General features: G+C 69.2%; 18 protein-coding genes and 1 pseudogene. 6 read left to right on the plus strand and 13 right to left on the minus strand.

Annotated elements, in window-relative coordinates; genetic code table 11:
* Positions 1–66 precede the first annotated feature (66 nt).
* The gene (locus ACEN2M_RS10250; protein ID WP_441648017.1) at positions 67–696 is read right to left on the minus strand and encodes a LysE/ArgO family amino acid transporter; all 630 of its coding nucleotides are present in this window, start codon (positions 694–696) and stop codon (positions 67–69) included.
* A gap of 68 nt (positions 697–764) precedes the next feature.
* Between ACEN2M_RS10250 and ACEN2M_RS10255 the strand changes: the two genes are divergently transcribed.
* Positions 765–1,688, plus strand: coding sequence for a LysR family transcriptional regulator ArgP (locus ACEN2M_RS10255; RefSeq protein ID WP_441648018.1), 924 nt, complete (start codon positions 765–767; stop codon positions 1,686–1,688).
* A gap of 26 nt (positions 1,689–1,714) precedes the next feature.
* Here the strand turns inward: ACEN2M_RS10255 and ACEN2M_RS10260 are convergent, their stop codons facing one another.
* From ACEN2M_RS10260 to ACEN2M_RS10275, 4 genes are all read right to left on the minus strand, one after another.
* Entirely contained in the window at positions 1,715–2,488 is a 774-nt protein-coding gene (locus ACEN2M_RS10260) for an anti-sigma factor family protein (RefSeq protein ID WP_441648019.1), read from the minus strand.
* Positions 2,485–2,991 carry a sigma-70 family RNA polymerase sigma factor gene (locus ACEN2M_RS10265; protein WP_441648020.1) on the minus strand — a complete coding sequence of 169 codons (507 nt, stop codon included), beginning with the start codon at positions 2,989–2,991 and terminating at the stop codon, positions 2,485–2,487. Before ACEN2M_RS10265 ends, ACEN2M_RS10260 begins: the two co-directional genes overlap by 4 nt.
* A 50-nt stretch (positions 2,992–3,041) precedes the next feature.
* Entirely contained in the window at positions 3,042–3,749 is a 708-nt protein-coding gene (locus ACEN2M_RS10270) for a YceI family protein (protein WP_441648021.1), read from the minus strand.
* A 90-nt stretch (positions 3,750–3,839) separates the two neighbouring features.
* On the minus strand, positions 3,840–4,703 hold the full coding sequence (locus ACEN2M_RS10275; protein ID WP_441648022.1) for an IclR family transcriptional regulator: 864 nt from the start codon (positions 4,701–4,703) through the stop codon (positions 3,840–3,842).
* Positions 4,704–4,815: 112 nt separating this feature from the next.
* On the opposite strand from ACEN2M_RS10275, the gene ACEN2M_RS10280 reads away from it, so the two are divergent.
* From ACEN2M_RS10280 to ACEN2M_RS10295, 4 genes are all read left to right on the plus strand, one after another.
* On the plus strand, positions 4,816–5,550 hold the full coding sequence (locus tag ACEN2M_RS10280) for a class I SAM-dependent methyltransferase (RefSeq protein ID WP_441648023.1): 735 nt from the start codon (positions 4,816–4,818) through the stop codon (positions 5,548–5,550).
* Positions 5,551–5,994: 444 nt separating this feature from the next.
* A complete protein-coding gene (locus ACEN2M_RS10285) occupies positions 5,995–7,278 on the plus strand; it encodes a quaternary amine ABC transporter ATP-binding protein (RefSeq protein ID WP_441648086.1) in 1,284 nt (427 codons plus the stop codon).
* Positions 7,275–8,261 (plus strand): ABC transporter permease, encoded by a 987-nt coding sequence (locus tag ACEN2M_RS10290; protein ID WP_441648024.1) that lies wholly within the window; start codon positions 7,275–7,277, stop codon positions 8,259–8,261. Before ACEN2M_RS10285 ends, ACEN2M_RS10290 begins: the two co-directional genes overlap by 4 nt.
* Before the next feature lie 77 nt (positions 8,262–8,338).
* A complete protein-coding gene (locus tag ACEN2M_RS10295; protein ID WP_441648025.1) occupies positions 8,339–9,232 on the plus strand; it encodes a glycine betaine ABC transporter substrate-binding protein in 894 nt (297 codons plus the stop codon).
* Positions 9,233–9,325: 93 nt separating this feature from the next.
* On the opposite strand, the gene ACEN2M_RS10300 is transcribed toward ACEN2M_RS10295, so the two are convergent.
* The 5 genes from ACEN2M_RS10300 to ACEN2M_RS10320 all read right to left on the minus strand — a co-directional run bounded on the left by ACEN2M_RS10300 (position 9,326) and on the right by ACEN2M_RS10320 (position 12,676).
* Positions 9,326–9,775 carry a flavodoxin family protein gene (locus ACEN2M_RS10300; RefSeq protein ID WP_441648026.1) on the minus strand — a complete coding sequence of 150 codons (450 nt, stop codon included), beginning with the start codon at positions 9,773–9,775 and terminating at the stop codon, positions 9,326–9,328.
* A gap of 128 nt (positions 9,776–9,903) precedes the next feature.
* Positions 9,904–10,686, minus strand: coding sequence for an alpha/beta hydrolase (locus ACEN2M_RS10305; protein ID WP_441648027.1), 783 nt, complete (start codon positions 10,684–10,686; stop codon positions 9,904–9,906).
* 1 nt (position 10,687) lies between these two features.
* The gene (locus ACEN2M_RS10310) at positions 10,688–11,296 is read right to left on the minus strand and encodes an energy-coupling factor transporter transmembrane component T family protein (RefSeq protein ID WP_441648028.1); all 609 of its coding nucleotides are present in this window, start codon (positions 11,294–11,296) and stop codon (positions 10,688–10,690) included.
* A 10-nt stretch (positions 11,297–11,306) separates the two neighbouring features.
* Entirely contained in the window at positions 11,307–11,999 is a 693-nt protein-coding gene (locus tag ACEN2M_RS10315; RefSeq protein ID WP_441648029.1) for an energy-coupling factor ABC transporter ATP-binding protein, read from the minus strand.
* Complete coding sequence (locus ACEN2M_RS10320) at positions 11,996–12,676, minus strand: biotin transporter BioY (RefSeq protein ID WP_441648030.1); 681 nt, start codon at positions 12,674–12,676, stop codon at positions 11,996–11,998. The genes ACEN2M_RS10315 and ACEN2M_RS10320 overlap by 4 nt, the downstream gene beginning before the upstream one ends.
* Positions 12,677–12,910: 234 nt before the next feature.
* On the opposite strand from ACEN2M_RS10320, the gene ACEN2M_RS10325 reads away from it, so the two are divergent.
* Positions 12,911–13,180 carry a GlsB/YeaQ/YmgE family stress response membrane protein gene (locus ACEN2M_RS10325; RefSeq protein WP_441648031.1) on the plus strand — a complete coding sequence of 90 codons (270 nt, stop codon included), beginning with the start codon at positions 12,911–12,913 and terminating at the stop codon, positions 13,178–13,180.
* A gap of 15 nt (positions 13,181–13,195) precedes the next feature.
* Here ACEN2M_RS10325 and ACEN2M_RS10330 read toward each other — a convergent pair.
* The 3 genes and pseudogenes from ACEN2M_RS10330 to ACEN2M_RS10340 all read right to left on the minus strand — a co-directional run.
* A pseudogene (locus ACEN2M_RS10330) lies at positions 13,196–14,965 on the minus strand (glycoside hydrolase family 15 protein); the annotation flags it as partial.
* Between the two features lie 72 nt (positions 14,966–15,037).
* On the minus strand, positions 15,038–15,502 hold the full coding sequence (locus ACEN2M_RS10335; RefSeq protein WP_441648032.1) for a hypothetical protein: 465 nt from the start codon (positions 15,500–15,502) through the stop codon (positions 15,038–15,040).
* 117 nt (positions 15,503–15,619) lie between these two features.
* Positions 15,620–15,829, minus strand: coding sequence for a hypothetical protein (locus tag ACEN2M_RS10340; protein ID WP_441648033.1), 210 nt, complete (start codon positions 15,827–15,829; stop codon positions 15,620–15,622).
* Positions 15,830–15,847 lie beyond the last annotated feature (18 nt).

Consider the following 15,847-nt stretch of genomic DNA (forward strand, 5'->3'; position numbering starts at 1 on the left):
GGTTCTTTGCGGCATCTGGCGGAGAGCTCGTTCTGGCCCGCCGTCGCCGGGACCCGTGCCCAAGGACTACAGCCCGAAGGCCAACCGCGCCCCGAGCACGAACATGACCACGGCGATGATGCCATCCAGGATTCGCCAGGCCTGTGGTCGGGCGAAGACCGGGCGCAGCAGGCGAGCCCCGAATCCGAGTCCGGCGAACCACAACAGGCTCCCCGCCATCGCGCCGCCGACCCACCACCAGCGCCCGGCGGCATCCTGCTGCGCGGCAACGGTGCCCAGCAGCAGCACGGTGTCCAGGTACACGTGCGGGTTCAGCCAGGTGAGGGCCAGTGCCGTGCCCACCGCAACGCCCAGCCCCGTGGCGGCCGGGGTGCCCGTCACCAGGAGGGCACCCGGGCGAATGGCGCGCCGCGCCGCCCACAGCCCGTACCCGATCAGGAAGGCCGCTCCCACCATCCGTACGACGATCATGGCCACCGGCGCCGCGTTCACCAGGGCGCCCATGCCCAGCACCCCGGCCAGGATCAGCGCCGCATCGGACAGGGCGCAGATGGCAACCACCGGCAGGATCACCCGGGTGCGGCCCTCGATGCCCAGCCGCAGCACGAACGCGTTCTGGGCGCCGATCGCGATGATCAGGGAGAGCCCCGTCACCAGGCCGAGCAGGGCGGGCAGGAGTGTTGTCGCGGGGGTCATGAGTCCACGGTAGAGACCCGAGCGCATGCAGTCTAGCTACGCTTTCTCATGATGCGTAAGCTGTGCTAATGCAGCGCTTCACCCTCGACCAACTGGAAACCCTCCGAGCCCTGATCGAAGACGGCACCTTCGAGAAGGCGGCCCGCCGGTTGCACATCACGGCGTCCGCCGTCTCGCAACGGGTCAAGGCCATGGAGCAGACCTCCGGACGGGTGCTCGTGCAGCGCACCACGCCGGTGCGGCTCACCGACGCCGGAGCGGTCGTGCTGCGTTACGCCCGTCAGGTCGACCTCCTGGCGGCCGACACCGAGCGAGCGCTCCTGGCGGGCGGGGCCGCCGACCGGCCCACGCTGATCTCTCTCGCCGTGAACGCCGACAGCCTCGCGACCTGGTTTCTGGGCGCCCTCGCGCCGGTGGCCGCGGACCTCCGGGTCACCTTCGATCTGCACCGCGAAGACCAGGAACACACCATCTCACTGCTGCGCTCCGGCGCGGTCATGGCCGCGGTCACCTCCACCCGCGAGTCCATTCAGGGCTGCGTGACCGAGCCGCTGGGCGTGATGCGGTACCGGGCCGTCGCCACACCGGACTTCGTGGCTCGATGGCTGCCGCACGGTGCGGCGACACCGTCGAAGACACTGGCCGCGGCGCTGTCGGAGGCGCCCGTCGTCACCTTCGACCGCAACGACGACCTGCAGGATGCCTTTCTGCGCGCCAACGCGGGCCGGCCGGGTGCCGCACCGCGACACCTGATCCCCACCTCGCACGACTTCGCCCGGGCGGTCTTGCTGGGGCTGGGCTGGGGAGTACTGCCCGAGCAACAGTGCCTGGCCGAGATCGACGCCGGCACTCTGGTGGAACTGGCGGCGGCGCATCCGGTGGACGTGCCGCTGTACTGGCAGCGTTGGAATCTCTCGTCTCCGCTGCTGGACGCCGTGTCGGCAGCGGTGCGCGACCAGGCCCTGCGCACGTTGCGTCCGCTCACCGCCTAACCGTCGGCAGCGACAAGGGAAGGCCCTCAGAGGTCGGTGTGGGCCAGCGGCGTGCCGCTCCGGCTCGCCCGGATCTCGACGCTCCGAATCTGGTCACGGGTCACATCGGTCGACGCGGCCAGGTTCTCGGTGCTCGGGCTCGTGGCCGTCCAGGTCGCGAGCACCGTGGAGGTGCCGGCCAGGTCGGTCATCACCATGTCGTAGTCCTGGGGACCGTTGTCTTTCCAGAGCTGGTTCAGGTACACACACGACCAGTCGAACCGGGTTCCCCAGTCGGTGTCGGTGATGGTGAGCGCCGCGGTGAGGGCGTCCTCCTGCACGGGCTCCATGGCCACCACCAGCGTTGACGTGGTTCCGTTGGATGCGGGCGGGGCGGATGCCGGTGGGGCGGCCGGTCCCGCTTCGACCGCGGGCCCGGTGGTCAGGGCCGCGCCGAGGAAGCCCCCACCCAGGGCGATGACCGCGGCGGCGGCGGCGCCGGCCAGTGCCAGGCGAACCCGGTTGCGCCGGGTGCGGGTGACGGCGGCGCCGGCCAGCCGCTGCACGAGACCGGGCTGATGCAGGGCGGCGCGCAGGTGGTCGTCGGCGGCGCCGGCATCACCGGCCTCGGTAATGGCCACGGCCTCGGCCGCAGGCAGGCCGGCCAGGATTCCGGGCAGCCCGGCGAGCTCGGCGACGGCGCCGGCGCAGGCGGAACAGGTGGCCAGGTGCCGTTCGAAGGCGTGCCGGTCCTCGGCGCTGAGCGCGCCGAGCACGTAGGCCGCATCCCACTCGCGGTACCGATCAGTGGCGGGAGTCATTCGGTGACCCCCCTTTCCTGTAGGGCGAGCCGCATTGCTCGCAGGGCATAGTGCAGACGGGACTTGACGGTGCCCTCCGGCACCTGTTCCCGCTGGGCGATCTGGGCGATGGACTGGCCGAGGTAGTAGGCGCTCACCAGCACGGTGCGGTGTTCGGGCGAGAGCGCGGTGAGGGCATCCGTCAGCAACCAGCGATCGAGAACGGCCTCGGTGGCATCCGTCGCCGTCGTCTCGGGCAGGGCGTCGGTGGAGATCTCGCGGGCGTAGCGGGCGCTGCGCCTGTCGTCGATGACGAGGTTGCGGGCCACGGTGAACAGCCAGGCGCGGGCGGCGTCGTCATCACGCTCCAGCAGGGCCGGTCGCTTCCAGGCGCGCAGCAGGGTTTCCTGCACCACGTCCTGCGCGAATCCGTAGTCCCCGGTCAGACGCACCACGTACCTGAACAGGGCAGGCCCGTGGGCATCGTGCAGCGCCCGCAGGAGCTCCGCGTGCGGTTCTGCCACGGTCACCTCCAGGTCCACTCGATGCCCACGGTGCGTCTCATGCTGTCGGTCTAACCCTGCGCCAGGTTGAGCGAAAACTCCACGGAACCGGCATCTTCGACCGACACGAAGCCGAGGTCGGGTGCGTCGACGCCGTAGTCGCTGAACGTGACCGGGATGCTGCCGACGACCTGCCCGCCGGTCTCGGTGAGCGCCGCCTGCAACGACACCGTGACCGGCTGGGTGACGCCGTGCATCGTGAGGTCGCCGGTGGCGCTCAGGGTCTGGGCGACCCCGGCCACCGGGGCCTCCAGGGTCACCGGACCGGTGAGGGTGAAGGTCGCGGTCGGGAAGTCGCCGACCTCCATGGCGGTGTCGCGGAAGTAGGCGTCCCTGGCGGACTCGTCGGTGGCGATGCTCGCCACGTCCACCGTGATCGTGGCCGCGGTCAGCGAGAGCGCGTCGACCGTCAGCTCACCGGTGACATCGCTCGTGCGTCCGGTCACGGTCACGTCGTTGCCCTGCAGGACCTCGTCGACGCGGTAGCCCGCGAAGGAGTCCGCCCCGATGTTCCAGGTGCCGGTGAGGTCGTCGGCGTTCACCTCGGTCGCCGGCGCCGCATCGGTGCTGCTGGGGGCGCTTGCCGCGATGGTGGGGGCCGCGTCGGCGTTGCTGTTGGCGTAGTCGGCGTACACCGCCGGGCCGAACGCCAGGGCCGCGCCGCCGATGACGATCACTCCGCCCGCAATCCATAGCCCGATCTTCGTCTTCTTCTGCATGTCACCCTCGTTCGCTGTCGGTGTGGATGGTCATCCACCCTGAACAACGAGACGGTGGATCAAAAGGTTCAGACTCGTCGAAAGAAAAACTTAGCCGGTTCGTCCGCTGATCCGGCGGCCCAGCTCGGCGGCGGCCTGCTCGACGGCCGCGGCGAGCTCTGGCCAGCGCCCCGGCGGCATGGTCGACCTGGCGAAGGTCAGGGCGATTCCGGCCGCCGGCCAGCCGCTGTGATCGCGCACGGCCACGGCCACTGAGGCCATACCCGAGGTGACATCGCCGTCTTCCGCCGCGTACCCCTGCTCGCGCACCTCGGCCAGGAGCCCGCTCAACTCGCGATAGCTGCTCACGCTGCCCGTCACCGCCCCGTCGCTTTCGGCGGCAGCGCGCTGCACGAACGCGGACCGGTCGGGGAACAGCGCCCGGAGCTGGGCCGGCGGCAGGGTCGCCAGCAGTGCCCGGCCGCTGGCCGTGAGGTGACTGGGCAGGCGCACCCCGACATCCGTCACCAGGGTGGGTCGCCGGGGTGCACGCTCCTCCACAAGGTAGATCACGTCGCGGCCGTGCAGCACGGCCAGGTGCGCGCTCTCGCCGACCTTGTCGACGAGGGCGGCCAGGATCGGCCGGCCCAGCCGGGCCAGGGGCTCCTGCCGAGCGAAGCCGCTGCTCAGCTCGAAGGCGGCCAGGCCGATGCCGTAGCGGCGAGCCTCGGGAAAATGCAGCACAAAACCGAGATCCTGCAACACCCCGAGCAGCCTGTAGACCGTGGACCTGGGCAGCCCCAGGGCCTGCGCGACGCTCGACGCCGGCACGGGCCCGCGCTGGGCGGCCAGGTGGGTGAGGATCTGCAGGGTGTGGCGCGCGGCAGGCACATCGGCCCGGGCGGGAGCCGAGTCGACCGGCCAGCGGATGCCGCCGGTCGTGCCGTTGTCGGTGCCGCTCGCTCCAGACGTCATGCGACGAGGTTATCGGTTCGGCCTGCCTATGCACCCGGGGATCGTTCCGAGCGCCCGTGCCGGTTCGGCAAGCGGGTTTGTTCGCAGGGCGCCGGAGCCGGATGATGCACTCATGCCCCTGAACAGCGACAACACCTCGGACAGCACCGAGCCAGACGCCCCCGAGCCGGCGGCTCACGAGCCGGGTGCCGACGCGCACGACCCGATCGGCGAGTTCTGGGATCAGCGGTACGCCGGCCTGGAGACCCTGTGGAGCGGGCAGCCCAACGCCGCACTGGTCAGCGAGGCCCGCGCGCTCGTGCCGGGGCGAGCCCTCGACGTGGGCTGCGGGGAGGGCGCCGACGCCCTGTGGCTCGCCGCCCAAGGCTGGGATGTCACCGCCCTGGATGTGTCCAGGGTCGCCCTCGACCGCGCCGCACGAGCCGAGCTGGCCCTGGCCAGTGAGCCAGAGACCGCTGGGGGAGCGGCCGGTCACGGTGTGAAGCCGGTGCGCTGGCTGCACGCCGCACTGGTAGAGGCCGCGCTGCCGCCGGCGACATTCGACCTCGTCTCGGCGCAATACCCCGCCCTGCTCCGCACGCCCGACAACGTCGCCGAGCACGCGCTGCTCGACGCCGTCGCACCCGGGGGAGTGCTGCTCATCGTGCACCACCCCGCGCCGACGGCCGAGGAGGCCACCCGGCACGGCTTCGACGCCGACCTGTACGTGAGCCCGGCGAATGTGCGGGCCCTGCTGGGCGACGCCTGGCTGATCGAGGTCGACGAAACCCGGCCCCGGCACGTGGCCGCGGGAGCCGGCGCACACCACACCGAGGATGTCGTGGTGCGGGCGCGCCGCGTGCGCTGACCTGGCCCCGCCCGCAGAAGAGTCATACTGCACGCTCGATGCCTCCGATTACCGACCCTGGCCGGGACTTTCTCCGCCCCGAACAGGAGGCTTCCCTCCTTTTCGGGGCTGGCCGCGCACCATCACGTGCTAGGCTCACTGCTGGTCTTACGACCCTTCACCAGGACGCGCACGCGCAGCCCCCAGCCAGACGTGGGCGCGGCGTACGTACGGTGAGGCCCAGACGGACGCGATCCCATGGTCGCTCCAGCCCACACCGGTCATCGGTGTCGAGGCCGGTCTCGGCCTACCCGTCCGACACAGCGAGCCCCGTGTAGTCGACCGCTCAGGCGGTCCATTCGGCGTGCTCCGGGAGAATCCGTGACCGAAATCACCGCCGTCAAGGCAGAAGAATCCGCCAGTGAGGCGGAGCAGGCAACAGCAGCAGCAGCAACAACACCAGCAGTGGAACCGGGAATCGCCGTCAAGGCCGACCGGCTGTACAAGGCCTTCGGCCGCAAACCCCACGACATCGTCAAAAAGCTCCAGGGCGGCGCCAGCCGGGACAAGCTCGCGCACCTGGGAACGGCCGCCGTCATCGACGCCTCCTTCGAGGTGAAGCGCGGTGAGATCTTCGTGGTCATGGGCCTGTCCGGCTCGGGAAAGTCCACGCTCATTCGCATGCTCAATGGACTGCTCGAAGCCACCTCGGGAACCGTCACCGTCGGGGGGACCACCATCACGGGTGTTCCTGCGAAGAAACTTCGCGAGGTACGCCGCCAGAGCGTCTCCATGGTTTTCCAGCACTTCGCCCTGCTGCCGCACCGCACCGTGATCGACAACGTCGCCTACGGCCTCGAAGTGCAGGGTATGCCCCGTGAGGAACGCCTCGCCAAGGCGCGCACCATCATCCGCCTGGTGGGCCTGGACGGCTGGGCAGAGAACCTGCCCTCAGAGCTGTCCGGGGGCATGCAGCAGCGGGTCGGTCTCGGCCGCGCCCTGGCCGCAGACACCGACGTGCTCCTGATGGACGAGGCGTTCAGCGCCCTCGACCCGCTGATCCGCCGCGAGATGCAGGAACAGCTGATCGAGCTGCAGGCTGAACTCGGTAAGACCATCATCTTCATCACCCACGACCTCAACGAGGCCATGTTCCTCGGCGACCGCATCGCCGTCATGCGTGACGGTCGCATCGTGCAGATCGGCACACCGGAAGAGATCCTCACCGACCCGGCCAACGACTACGTAGCCCAGTTCGTGCAGGATGTCGACCGGGCCAGGGTACTCACCGCCGGCAGCGTCATGGAGCCGGCCCGCTCGGTCGTCGCCGCGTCCGCCGGCCCGCGTGCCGCCCTTCGCACCATGCGCGACCTGCAGACCTCGGCCACCTTCGTTCTCGAGCGCGGCCGCAGCTTCGTCGGGGTCGTCCGCGACCGCGACGTGCTCAAACAGGTGAAATCGGGTCACACCGACCTCCGCCCCATCATCCAGAAGGCCACGGCCGTGTCCGCCGACACCGCACTGGTCGATCTGGTCGAGCTGGCCGTGGAGAGCGACCTGCCCATCGCCGTCGTCGACGAGCGCAATCGCCTGCTCGGCGTCATCCCCCGGGTGACGCTGCTTGCCGCGCTCGGCAACGTCAGCACCACGACGGGGGAGTTGCCGGTGATGGAACCGCCGTCGACGATTTCGATGAGCATCATCACCGAGACCCTGCGCGAAACCGCGTCGGAAGGAGTACAGCCGTGATCCGTACAGCCCTGATTGGGACCGACGTCAGCGAATTCCGTCTACCGCTCGGAGACTGGGCCGAGGGGTTCGTCGACTTCGTCACCGAGTGGTTCGGCTTCGTCTTCGACTTCATCCGCGCCATCTTCGGCGGTGCCTACGATGTCGTCGATCTCGTGCTGAGCGCCCCGCCGTTCTGGCTCATCATCATCGTGTTCGGCGCTCTGGCTCTCATGGTCCGCGGGTGGAAATTCGCGGTGGGCACCGTCATCGGTCTCGGCCTGATCGTGGGCGTCAACCAGTGGGAGAACGCGATGGACTCGCTGGCTCTGGTGCTCGTCGCCAGCATCCTGGCGATCCTGTTCAGCGTCCCGCTGGGCATCCTCTCGGCACGATCCCAGCTGGCCAGCACCATCATCAAGCCCATCCTCGACTTCATGCAGACCATGCCGGCCTTCGTCTACCTGATTCCGGCCCTGCTGCTGTTCCGGATCGGCGTTGTGCCCGGAATCGTCGCCACGATCATCTTCGCGATGGCTCCCGGCGTGCGGCTCACCGACCTCGGTATCCGCAGCGTCGACAAGGAAGTGGTTGAGGCCGGTCAGGCCTTCGGCGCGTCGCCGGGTCGCATCCTGCGCCAGATCCAGCTGCCGCTGGCGATGCCCACCATCATGGCGGGCATCAACCAGGTCATCATGCTTTCCCTCTCCATGGTCGTCATCGCGGGCATGGTCGGGGCCGGCGGTCTGGGTGGCGACGTCGTCGCGAGCCTGAACCGCATCGACGTGGCGCTCGGCTTCGAAGCCGGTGTGGCCGTCGTGATCCTGGCCATGTTCCTCGACCGCTTCACGGCGGCACTCGGAGGCGGAAAGACACCGCTCGGTCGGCTGCTGACGGCGCGCAAGCACGGCACCACCCCCGCGGCACAGACACCGGCCGACGCATTGTCGACCGAGCCCGACATCGAGGCCTCCACGCGGCCCGGTGTGCTCCAGCCCTCCTAGCGCGAGCGCACCCGGCTCCACCACCCTGCACGACCCTGCACCCCTGCCGCCCCACTTGGGTGGCACGAAAGGATCACATGAAGAACCGTTCACTCAGCGTCATCGCACTCGGAGCCGTCGGGCTCCTCGCCTTCAGCGGTTGCGCAGCAGCCGAAGCCGAAACCGTCGGCGGCGGCAACTCCGACAACAAGGACCTCACCATCGCCGTCTTCAACGGTTGGGACGAGGGCATCGCGGCTTCCGAGCTGTGGAAGGCCATCCTCGATGACAAGGGCTACAACGTCACCCTGGAGTACGCGGATGTCGCGCCGGTCTACGTCGGCCTCGCCGAGGGCGACTACGACATGAACCTTGATGTCTGGCTGCCGAACACGCACGCCGAGTACGTCGAGGAGTACGGTGACGACATCACCGACCTCGGTGCGTGGAACGACGAAGCCAAGCTCACGGTTGCCGTGAACGCCGACGCGCCGATCGACAGCCTCACCGAGCTTGCCGACAACGCCGACAAGTTCAACAACACCCTGGTGGGCATCGAGCCAGGCGCCGGACTCACGGCCGCCGTCGAGAACAACTCCATCCCGGCCTACGGTCTGGAAGGAATGGACTTCAAGACCTCGTCGACTGCAGCCATGCTCGCCGAGCTCACGGCGGCCACCAAGGCCGGCGAGAACATCGCCGTCACGCTCTGGGAGCCGCACTGGGCATACGGGTCCTTCGACCTGAAGAACCTCGAAGACCCCGAGGGCACACTCGGCGACGCCGAGTCCCTGCACGCCTACGGCAAGAAGGACTTCGCGACCGACTTCCCGCAGGTCACCGAGTGGATGTCCGGATTCAAGATGGACCTCGATCACCTGTACTCGCTGGAAACCGCCATGCTCGTCGACTATGAGGGCACGGACTACGGCCCCATCGTCGCCAAGTGGATCGAAGACAACCAGGAGTACGTGGACTCGCTCACCGAGTAATCCTCTGCCTCAGTGAAAACGGCCCGTGCCTTCGCACGGGCCGTTTTTGTGCGCCGGGTCGGTCGGGGGGCCCGGTCGGGGCGGCCCGGTCGGTCAGGCGCTGGCGCGCAGCCTGGAGCCGATGTACGCCGCCCATGCGCCGGCCTTCCCGGTTTCACCCGCAGCCAGCGGCCCCTCGGTGCCCACGACGACAAAACCATGCGGCTTCGCGACGATGGTGGCACCCGCGGCCTCAAGGGCGTGGGAGATCTTGCCGGCGGCATCCCCGTGGATGAAGAGCTTGATGCGGGTATCGAACGCGGCAGCCCGCACCCCGTCGAGGGAGCCGGGCGTCAGGCCGCCCAGGAAGGCCTGCATCCGCTCGGTCGGCCGCCAGCCGATGATCGGGCTGCCCACCACGAGCACATCGATGCCGGCCAGACTCGACTCGGTGAGGTCGGTGACACTGATCGTGGAGGTTCCGCCGCCCAATTCGGTGGCGATCACCTCCGCGATGATGCGGGTGTTGCCGTAGTTGGTGTCGTAGACGACGCGGGCGCGCATGAGGCCTCCTCGATCAGGGCGGCCACGGTCGGGACAGCGCTGGCCGACTCCGGCCATACTGGCCCTCGCCGAAGGGACCGGCAAGAGCCGCGAGGCGCCGGTGCCCTCCGGATTGCCGGCGGCGACCGCTACGGCGAGACCTGCAGGGCGAACTCCCCGAGCGCGTCCGTGATGGCCTGCTCCGATTGGGCGGGGGTCAGAGTGGCCACGCCGTCGCCGGGTTGGTCTCCATAGGCGCCAAACGAGGCATGGTTGGCCCCGTCGATCTGCACGAAGGTTGTGTCTGCCGGCAGCAGGGCGGCGGTGTCCTCGATCTTGGCCGGGGTGCTCAGGCCGTCTTGGCTGCCGCTGATGCTGAGCACGGGCAACCGGGCGTCGTCGATGGCGGAGGCGCAGTAGCTCCCGAACAGCACCAGGCCGGCCACCTCGTTGGCGCGGTCCTGAGCGAACATGCACGCGCGCACGCCGCCGAGGGAGTGGCCGCCGACGAGCCAGTCGGTCACTTCGGGCGCCGCCGCGGTGAAGGTGTCGAGGGGGCGCAGGTCAAAAAACGCGAGGTTGAGCACGGGCTTGGTGATGATCACGGTCAGTCCGGTCTGCTCCACGGTGCCGGCCAGGGTGGCGAGATAGGCGTACGGGTCGACCTTGGCGCCGGGGATGAAGACCAGGCCGACGCCGGAGGCCGGTCCGCTGGGGGCGATCACGACCGAGGAGTCGGTGTCGGTCACTCTGAGGGCTGGATCATCGAACACGACCTGCGCCGCCTCGCGATCGGCCGGCATGACCAGCTGGGTCCAGATCAGGAAGGCCACGACACCCAGGAGCAGGGCCACCAGCGAGCTCCAGCCGGCGACCCTGATCCTGCGGCGCAGCCTGGATGCCCGGCGGGTGGTGGTCTCCGTGCTGGGCATGTCAGTCATCCAATCCGCGCGCGGCGAGGGCCTCTCCGATCGCATCGGCGGCGTACAACGAGCGTACGACGACCGGAACGGCGAGGGCGACAACGGAGCGCTGCACGCCTCTGGCGCGCCGGGCGTCGAGCACCTCCTGCACGATCTCCGCCACCAGCGGGATGCACCGGATGGTCAGGGCAACGAGCAGGCCCACCCTGTCGGCGTCCACCCACCGGTGAAAGGGGCGCAGCAGAATCTGGAACGCCTCGAGGACCGCGGTGACCGTGGTGGTGAGAGTGAAGAGCGCGGCCAGGGCCACCGCCACGAGCAGCCGGCCGGCCATCAGGCCGGCCGTGGTCCAGCCCGCCGCCGACCCGCCGGCGACGAGCACCTGCACCGGAACGGCGAAGACCAGGATCCATAGGATCGGACCGATCTGCGGCCAGGCCGCGGTGGGCGGAATGCCGGCCAGGGCGTAGAGGGCGACCACGGCGATCAGCTCGCCCGCGAGCAGCAGGGGGTCGGCGACGACCCCGACCAGGATCATCGCGACCGCCAGCAGACCCAGCTTGAGCAGGGCCGGCGCGCGGTGCAGCAGCGACGTGCCCGGCCGGTAGAGCCCGATCATGACGGCCCGATCATGCCAACAGGCTCAGGTAGGCCGCGAGCGCCACCGCCGGCACGTCGTCGGCCACGACCCGGCCCTCGTCGATGACGATGACCCTGTCGAAACCGTCCAGCACGTCGAGGTCGTGGGTGACCACGATCACCTGCTGGGACAGCGACACCAGCAGTCCGGTGATCAGGCGGGTGTTGCGGGCATCCAGCAGGGTGGTCGGTTCGTCGGCCACCACAATGCTGGGTTCGGCCACCAGCACCGCCGCCAGGGCGAGCAACTGCTTCTGGCCACCGGACAGCCGGTGCGCCGGGCGGTCGGCCAGTGTGGTGAGGCCGAACCTGTGCAGCGCCTCCGCGGTACGGGCGGCGATCTCGGCGGCGTCCAGGCCCCGCCGCCGAAGGGTGAAGGCCACGTCTTCCTGCACGGTGGGCATCACGATCTGATTGTCGGGATTGGTGAAGATGAACCCCACCTCACGCCGCACCAGCTTGGCCTGGCGGCGCACATCCAGGCCGTTCACGGTGACGGTGCCGGTGCGGGGTGTGACCAGGCCGTTGATCATGCGCGCCAGCGTCGACTTGCCGCTGCCGTTGGCGCCGACGATGCCGATGCGCCGCTCGGTGAGGTGCAGGTCGATGCCGGTCAGCACGGGCCGGTCGTCGAAGCCGTGCGAGACCCCGTCGAAGCGGATGCCGGCGCCGCTCACGCTCACGCCCGGGCGTCGGCGAGGGGCACGACAACGGGCGCCGTGCGGCGCGGCGCGATCAGGCCCGGGTACGCCCTGTGCACCTGCTTGGCGACCAGCACCGTCACCACGACCTTCACCAGGTCGCCGGGCAGGAACTTCGCGCTGTCCACGGCGGCCGCCCAGAGCGGCAAACCGAGGTTGATGGCCGTGACCGGCACCCCGATCAGGTACACGGCAAGGATCCCGCCGAGCACTGTCGCGCCGAGGGCAGGCCAGAACGGGTACCGGGGCAGCAACCAGGCGGTGAGGGCGCCGATCACCACGACGCCCAGCAGCCAGCCATAGGGATACCCGGCGGCGGGCGAGGTGGTAAACCAGACCAGGCCACCGCGACCCCCGGAGAGCAGGGGCAAACCGGCAGCCGCGAGCACCAGCATCAGCAGTACGGCCAGGAAGCCCTTGCGGGCGCCGAGAATCGCGCCGGCCAGCATCACGCCGAGGGTCTGGAAGGTGATCGGCACCGTGCTGCCGCCGAGGGAGATCGCACCGGGAAACCCGAGAGCGGCGATGAGGGCGGCGAAGATGGCGATCTGAGCGAGGTCGCGCACGCTGAGGCGGGCCGCACTGAACCGGGAGGTGCTGGATCGGGAGGCGCTGGACGTGGGGGCGCTGGCACTGGAGGCGCTGGAACGAGCTGTCATGGTTTTCAATCTAGGATTCGCCGCCGGGGCCCCGCAGTGGAATACCTACAAAGAATCCGGCGGAACGCTGGTGCACGCACCCGGAGCGCTGCCCGGCTGCTGCCCGGCTGCTGCTCGGCGCTGCCGCCCGGCAACGCCGCCCGGCACGCCTATCCCTCGAAGCGGTGCGGAATTATGATCGACGCAGCCGGCCGGGGACTGAACCGATGCCGGGGCAACGAAAGGCAGTTCATCATGGGATTCTTGGGTTTTCTGCTACTTGGCCTGCTGGCCGGCGCCCTGGCCAAGCTGATCGTTCCCGGCACCCAGGGTGGTGGCTGGTTGGTGACTCTGTTGCTCGGTGTGGTCGGTGCGCTCCTGGGCGGGTGGGTGGCGGGGCTGATCTTCGGGGTCGACATGGGCGGGTTCTTCGACCTGCGCACCTGGGTGATCGCTATCCTCGGCTCGGTCGTGGTGCTGCTGATCTACGGCGCGGTCACGCGCAATCGAAGTAGCTCCACCTGAGCCGGCGCGTCGGTCGGTCGCCGCCACAATGGCGTCGGCCGCGCGCACCAGGGCCAGGTGGGTGAGGGCCTGGGGCGTGTTTCCGGCGTGATGGCCCCCAGTCACGTCGTACTCCTCGGAGAGTAGTCCGACGTCGTTGGCCAGGCCGACCAGCCTCTGCATCAGCGTGAGGGCATCGTCGACGCGACCGGACGCCGCGTACTGTTCCACGAGCCAGAACGAGCATGCCAGGAAGGGGTGCTCGCCGTCGTCGAGGCCGTCCAGGGCCGGGTGTGCTGTGTAGCGCAGAACGAGGCCGCCACGCAGCAGATCGGTCTCGATGGCGCGCACGGTGCCGAGCATGCGGGCATCCGTTGCCTCGTGGAAACCCACCTGGGACAGCAGCAGCAGTGACGCGTCGACCTCTTCGCTGCCGAAATACTGGGTGTAGCAGCCACGGGCCACGTTGAAGCCGCGCTCCTCGATGTCGCTTCGCACCTCATCGCGGATGCGCCGCCAACGGTCGACGGGTCCGGGCAGACCGTACTCGGTCACGCCGCGCACCGCCCGGTCGAAGGCGGCCCAGACCATCACCCTGGAGTGGGTGAACTCCCGGGCGGGGCCACGCACCTCCCAGATTCCCTGGTCGGGCCGGTGCCAGTTTGCCTCGAGGTAGGTCATCAACGACAGCTGCAGGGGCCAGGAGAACTCGGTCTCCTCCACGCCAGCGCCGCGGGCCTCGTGCAGCGCCATCATCACCTCGCCGACGGCGTCGGACTGGAACTGGCTGACGGCGCCGTTGCCCACCCGGACGGGCGCCGAACCGTGATGGCCGGGCAGACTGGTCAGCTCACGCTCGGGCAGGTAACGCTCGCCGGCCAAGCCGTACATGATCTGCAGGTCGTTCGGGTCGCCGGCGATCGCCCGCAACAGCCAGCCCCGCCAATCCTCCGCCTCGGTTTCGTAACCGTGCGAGAGCAGCACCTCGAGGGTGAGCGAAGCGTCGCGCAACCACACATACCTGTAGTCCCAGTTGCGGGTGCCGCCGGAGCGTTCGGGAAGCGATGTCGTGGCGGCGGCCACGATCCCGCCTGTGGTCTCGTGGGTGAGGGCCCGCAACACCAGCAGCGACCGCACCACCGCGGCCCGGAAGGGGCTGTCGTGGGTGCAACTGTCCGCCCAGGCCGCCCACCAGGCCAGCGTGTCGCTGTAGACCCGGGGAACGTCCAGTGCCGGCGGGAGGGCCAGGTGCGAGGGGTACCAGGTCAACTGCACGGTGAGGGATTCGGTGGCGGTGACCGTGAAGCGGGCCTCGTGCCGGTGGTCCGCGGCGTGCAGGGCCGGCCCGCGCACGACCACGGCGTCGGGGCCGGCGACGGCGATGAGACCGGGGGAGTGCTCGTGGCGCAGCTGGCGCACCCAGGGCACTGTCGTGGCGTAACCGAAGCGCAACCGCAGGTCCTGGATCATGTCCACATGTCCGGTGAGGCCACGCACCGTGCGCACCACGTCGGCACGATCGTCGCCGTGCGGCATGAAATCGGTCACCTCCACGGTGCCGGTCGTCGTGGTCCAGACCGTCGAGAGCACAAAGCTCTCGCCCACGTACGAGCGGGTGCAGGTCGCGGCGGGGTCGGCGGGTGCGAGCAACCAGCGGCCGTGGTCTTCGGTGCCCAGAAGGGCACCGAACATGGACGCGGAGTCGTAACGCGGCAGGCACAACCAATCGATGCTGCCATCGCGGCCCACCAGGGCAGCCGAATGACAGTCGCTGATCAGGGCGTAGTCCTCGATGTGCAGAGCCATCCAGACATCTTCACACACCGGCTCACGCAGCCGGTTTAGCAGCGGCTTTCGCGGCAGCGGCAGCGGGGCAGGCTAGGCGACGAGGCGGCTGACCTTGGCAGCGCCGGCGCGCGGAGCGGACTGCGGTTCGGCCCATACCGAGATGGGAGCCGGGTTCCACGGCAGCGCTGTCGGCTCGGCGCCCGAGGAGACGAGGAGGGCGCCGGTGGTGACGGCGGTGATGCCGTCGACGGGAGTGTCGGTGCGGGGCTCGGCGACGTTGGTCGGCGCCGCGGGGGTGTCGGTGCGCAAGCGGATGGTTTCAGCGGCCAGGAGTTCGGTGAGCGCGTCGGCGATTTGGTGGGCCTTGAGCCCGTGGAAGATCACATCGGTGTCGTCAGCCTGGCGGGGAACCAGGGTCCAGGCGCCGTCCGCACCGACGAGATCGGCCAGTGCGGCATGCAGGTGCTCGAAGACCTGATCGCGGCTGAGTTCCGCCGGTGCCGGGACAACCGGTGCCTGGATGACGGGTGCAATGCGACGCCGACGACCGAACATCGTGAGCCCCTTCCTTCTAACGACGCGCTAACAACGCGAGAAGTCCAGTTTCCCCCGTGAATGCCCCGAATTCAGGGGGGACACGCCGCAGAACAGGTAGTGGCGGGAGGATGCCCGCTATTTGACCTTTTTCGCCGCGACGCTGGGCACCGATTTCTCATCGGCGTCCTTCACGACGTTGCCGACTGCCACGGCGACACTGAGTCCCCAGCCGATCCAGGTGAGCACGAGGCGCCAGTCCCGAGGGCCACTCCTGGTGGCTTGCAGAATGTGCCAACCGCCGACGACGACGCTGATCATGGCGGTACTGAACAAGAACTTTCGCATGTGTGGGCCTCCTGTTTT

Origin of the sequence: Cryobacterium sp. W22_MBD10_FK3 (assembly GCF_052113745.1) — a bacterium.
Classification (GTDB): domain Bacteria; phylum Actinomycetota; class Actinomycetes; order Actinomycetales; family Microbacteriaceae; genus Cryobacterium.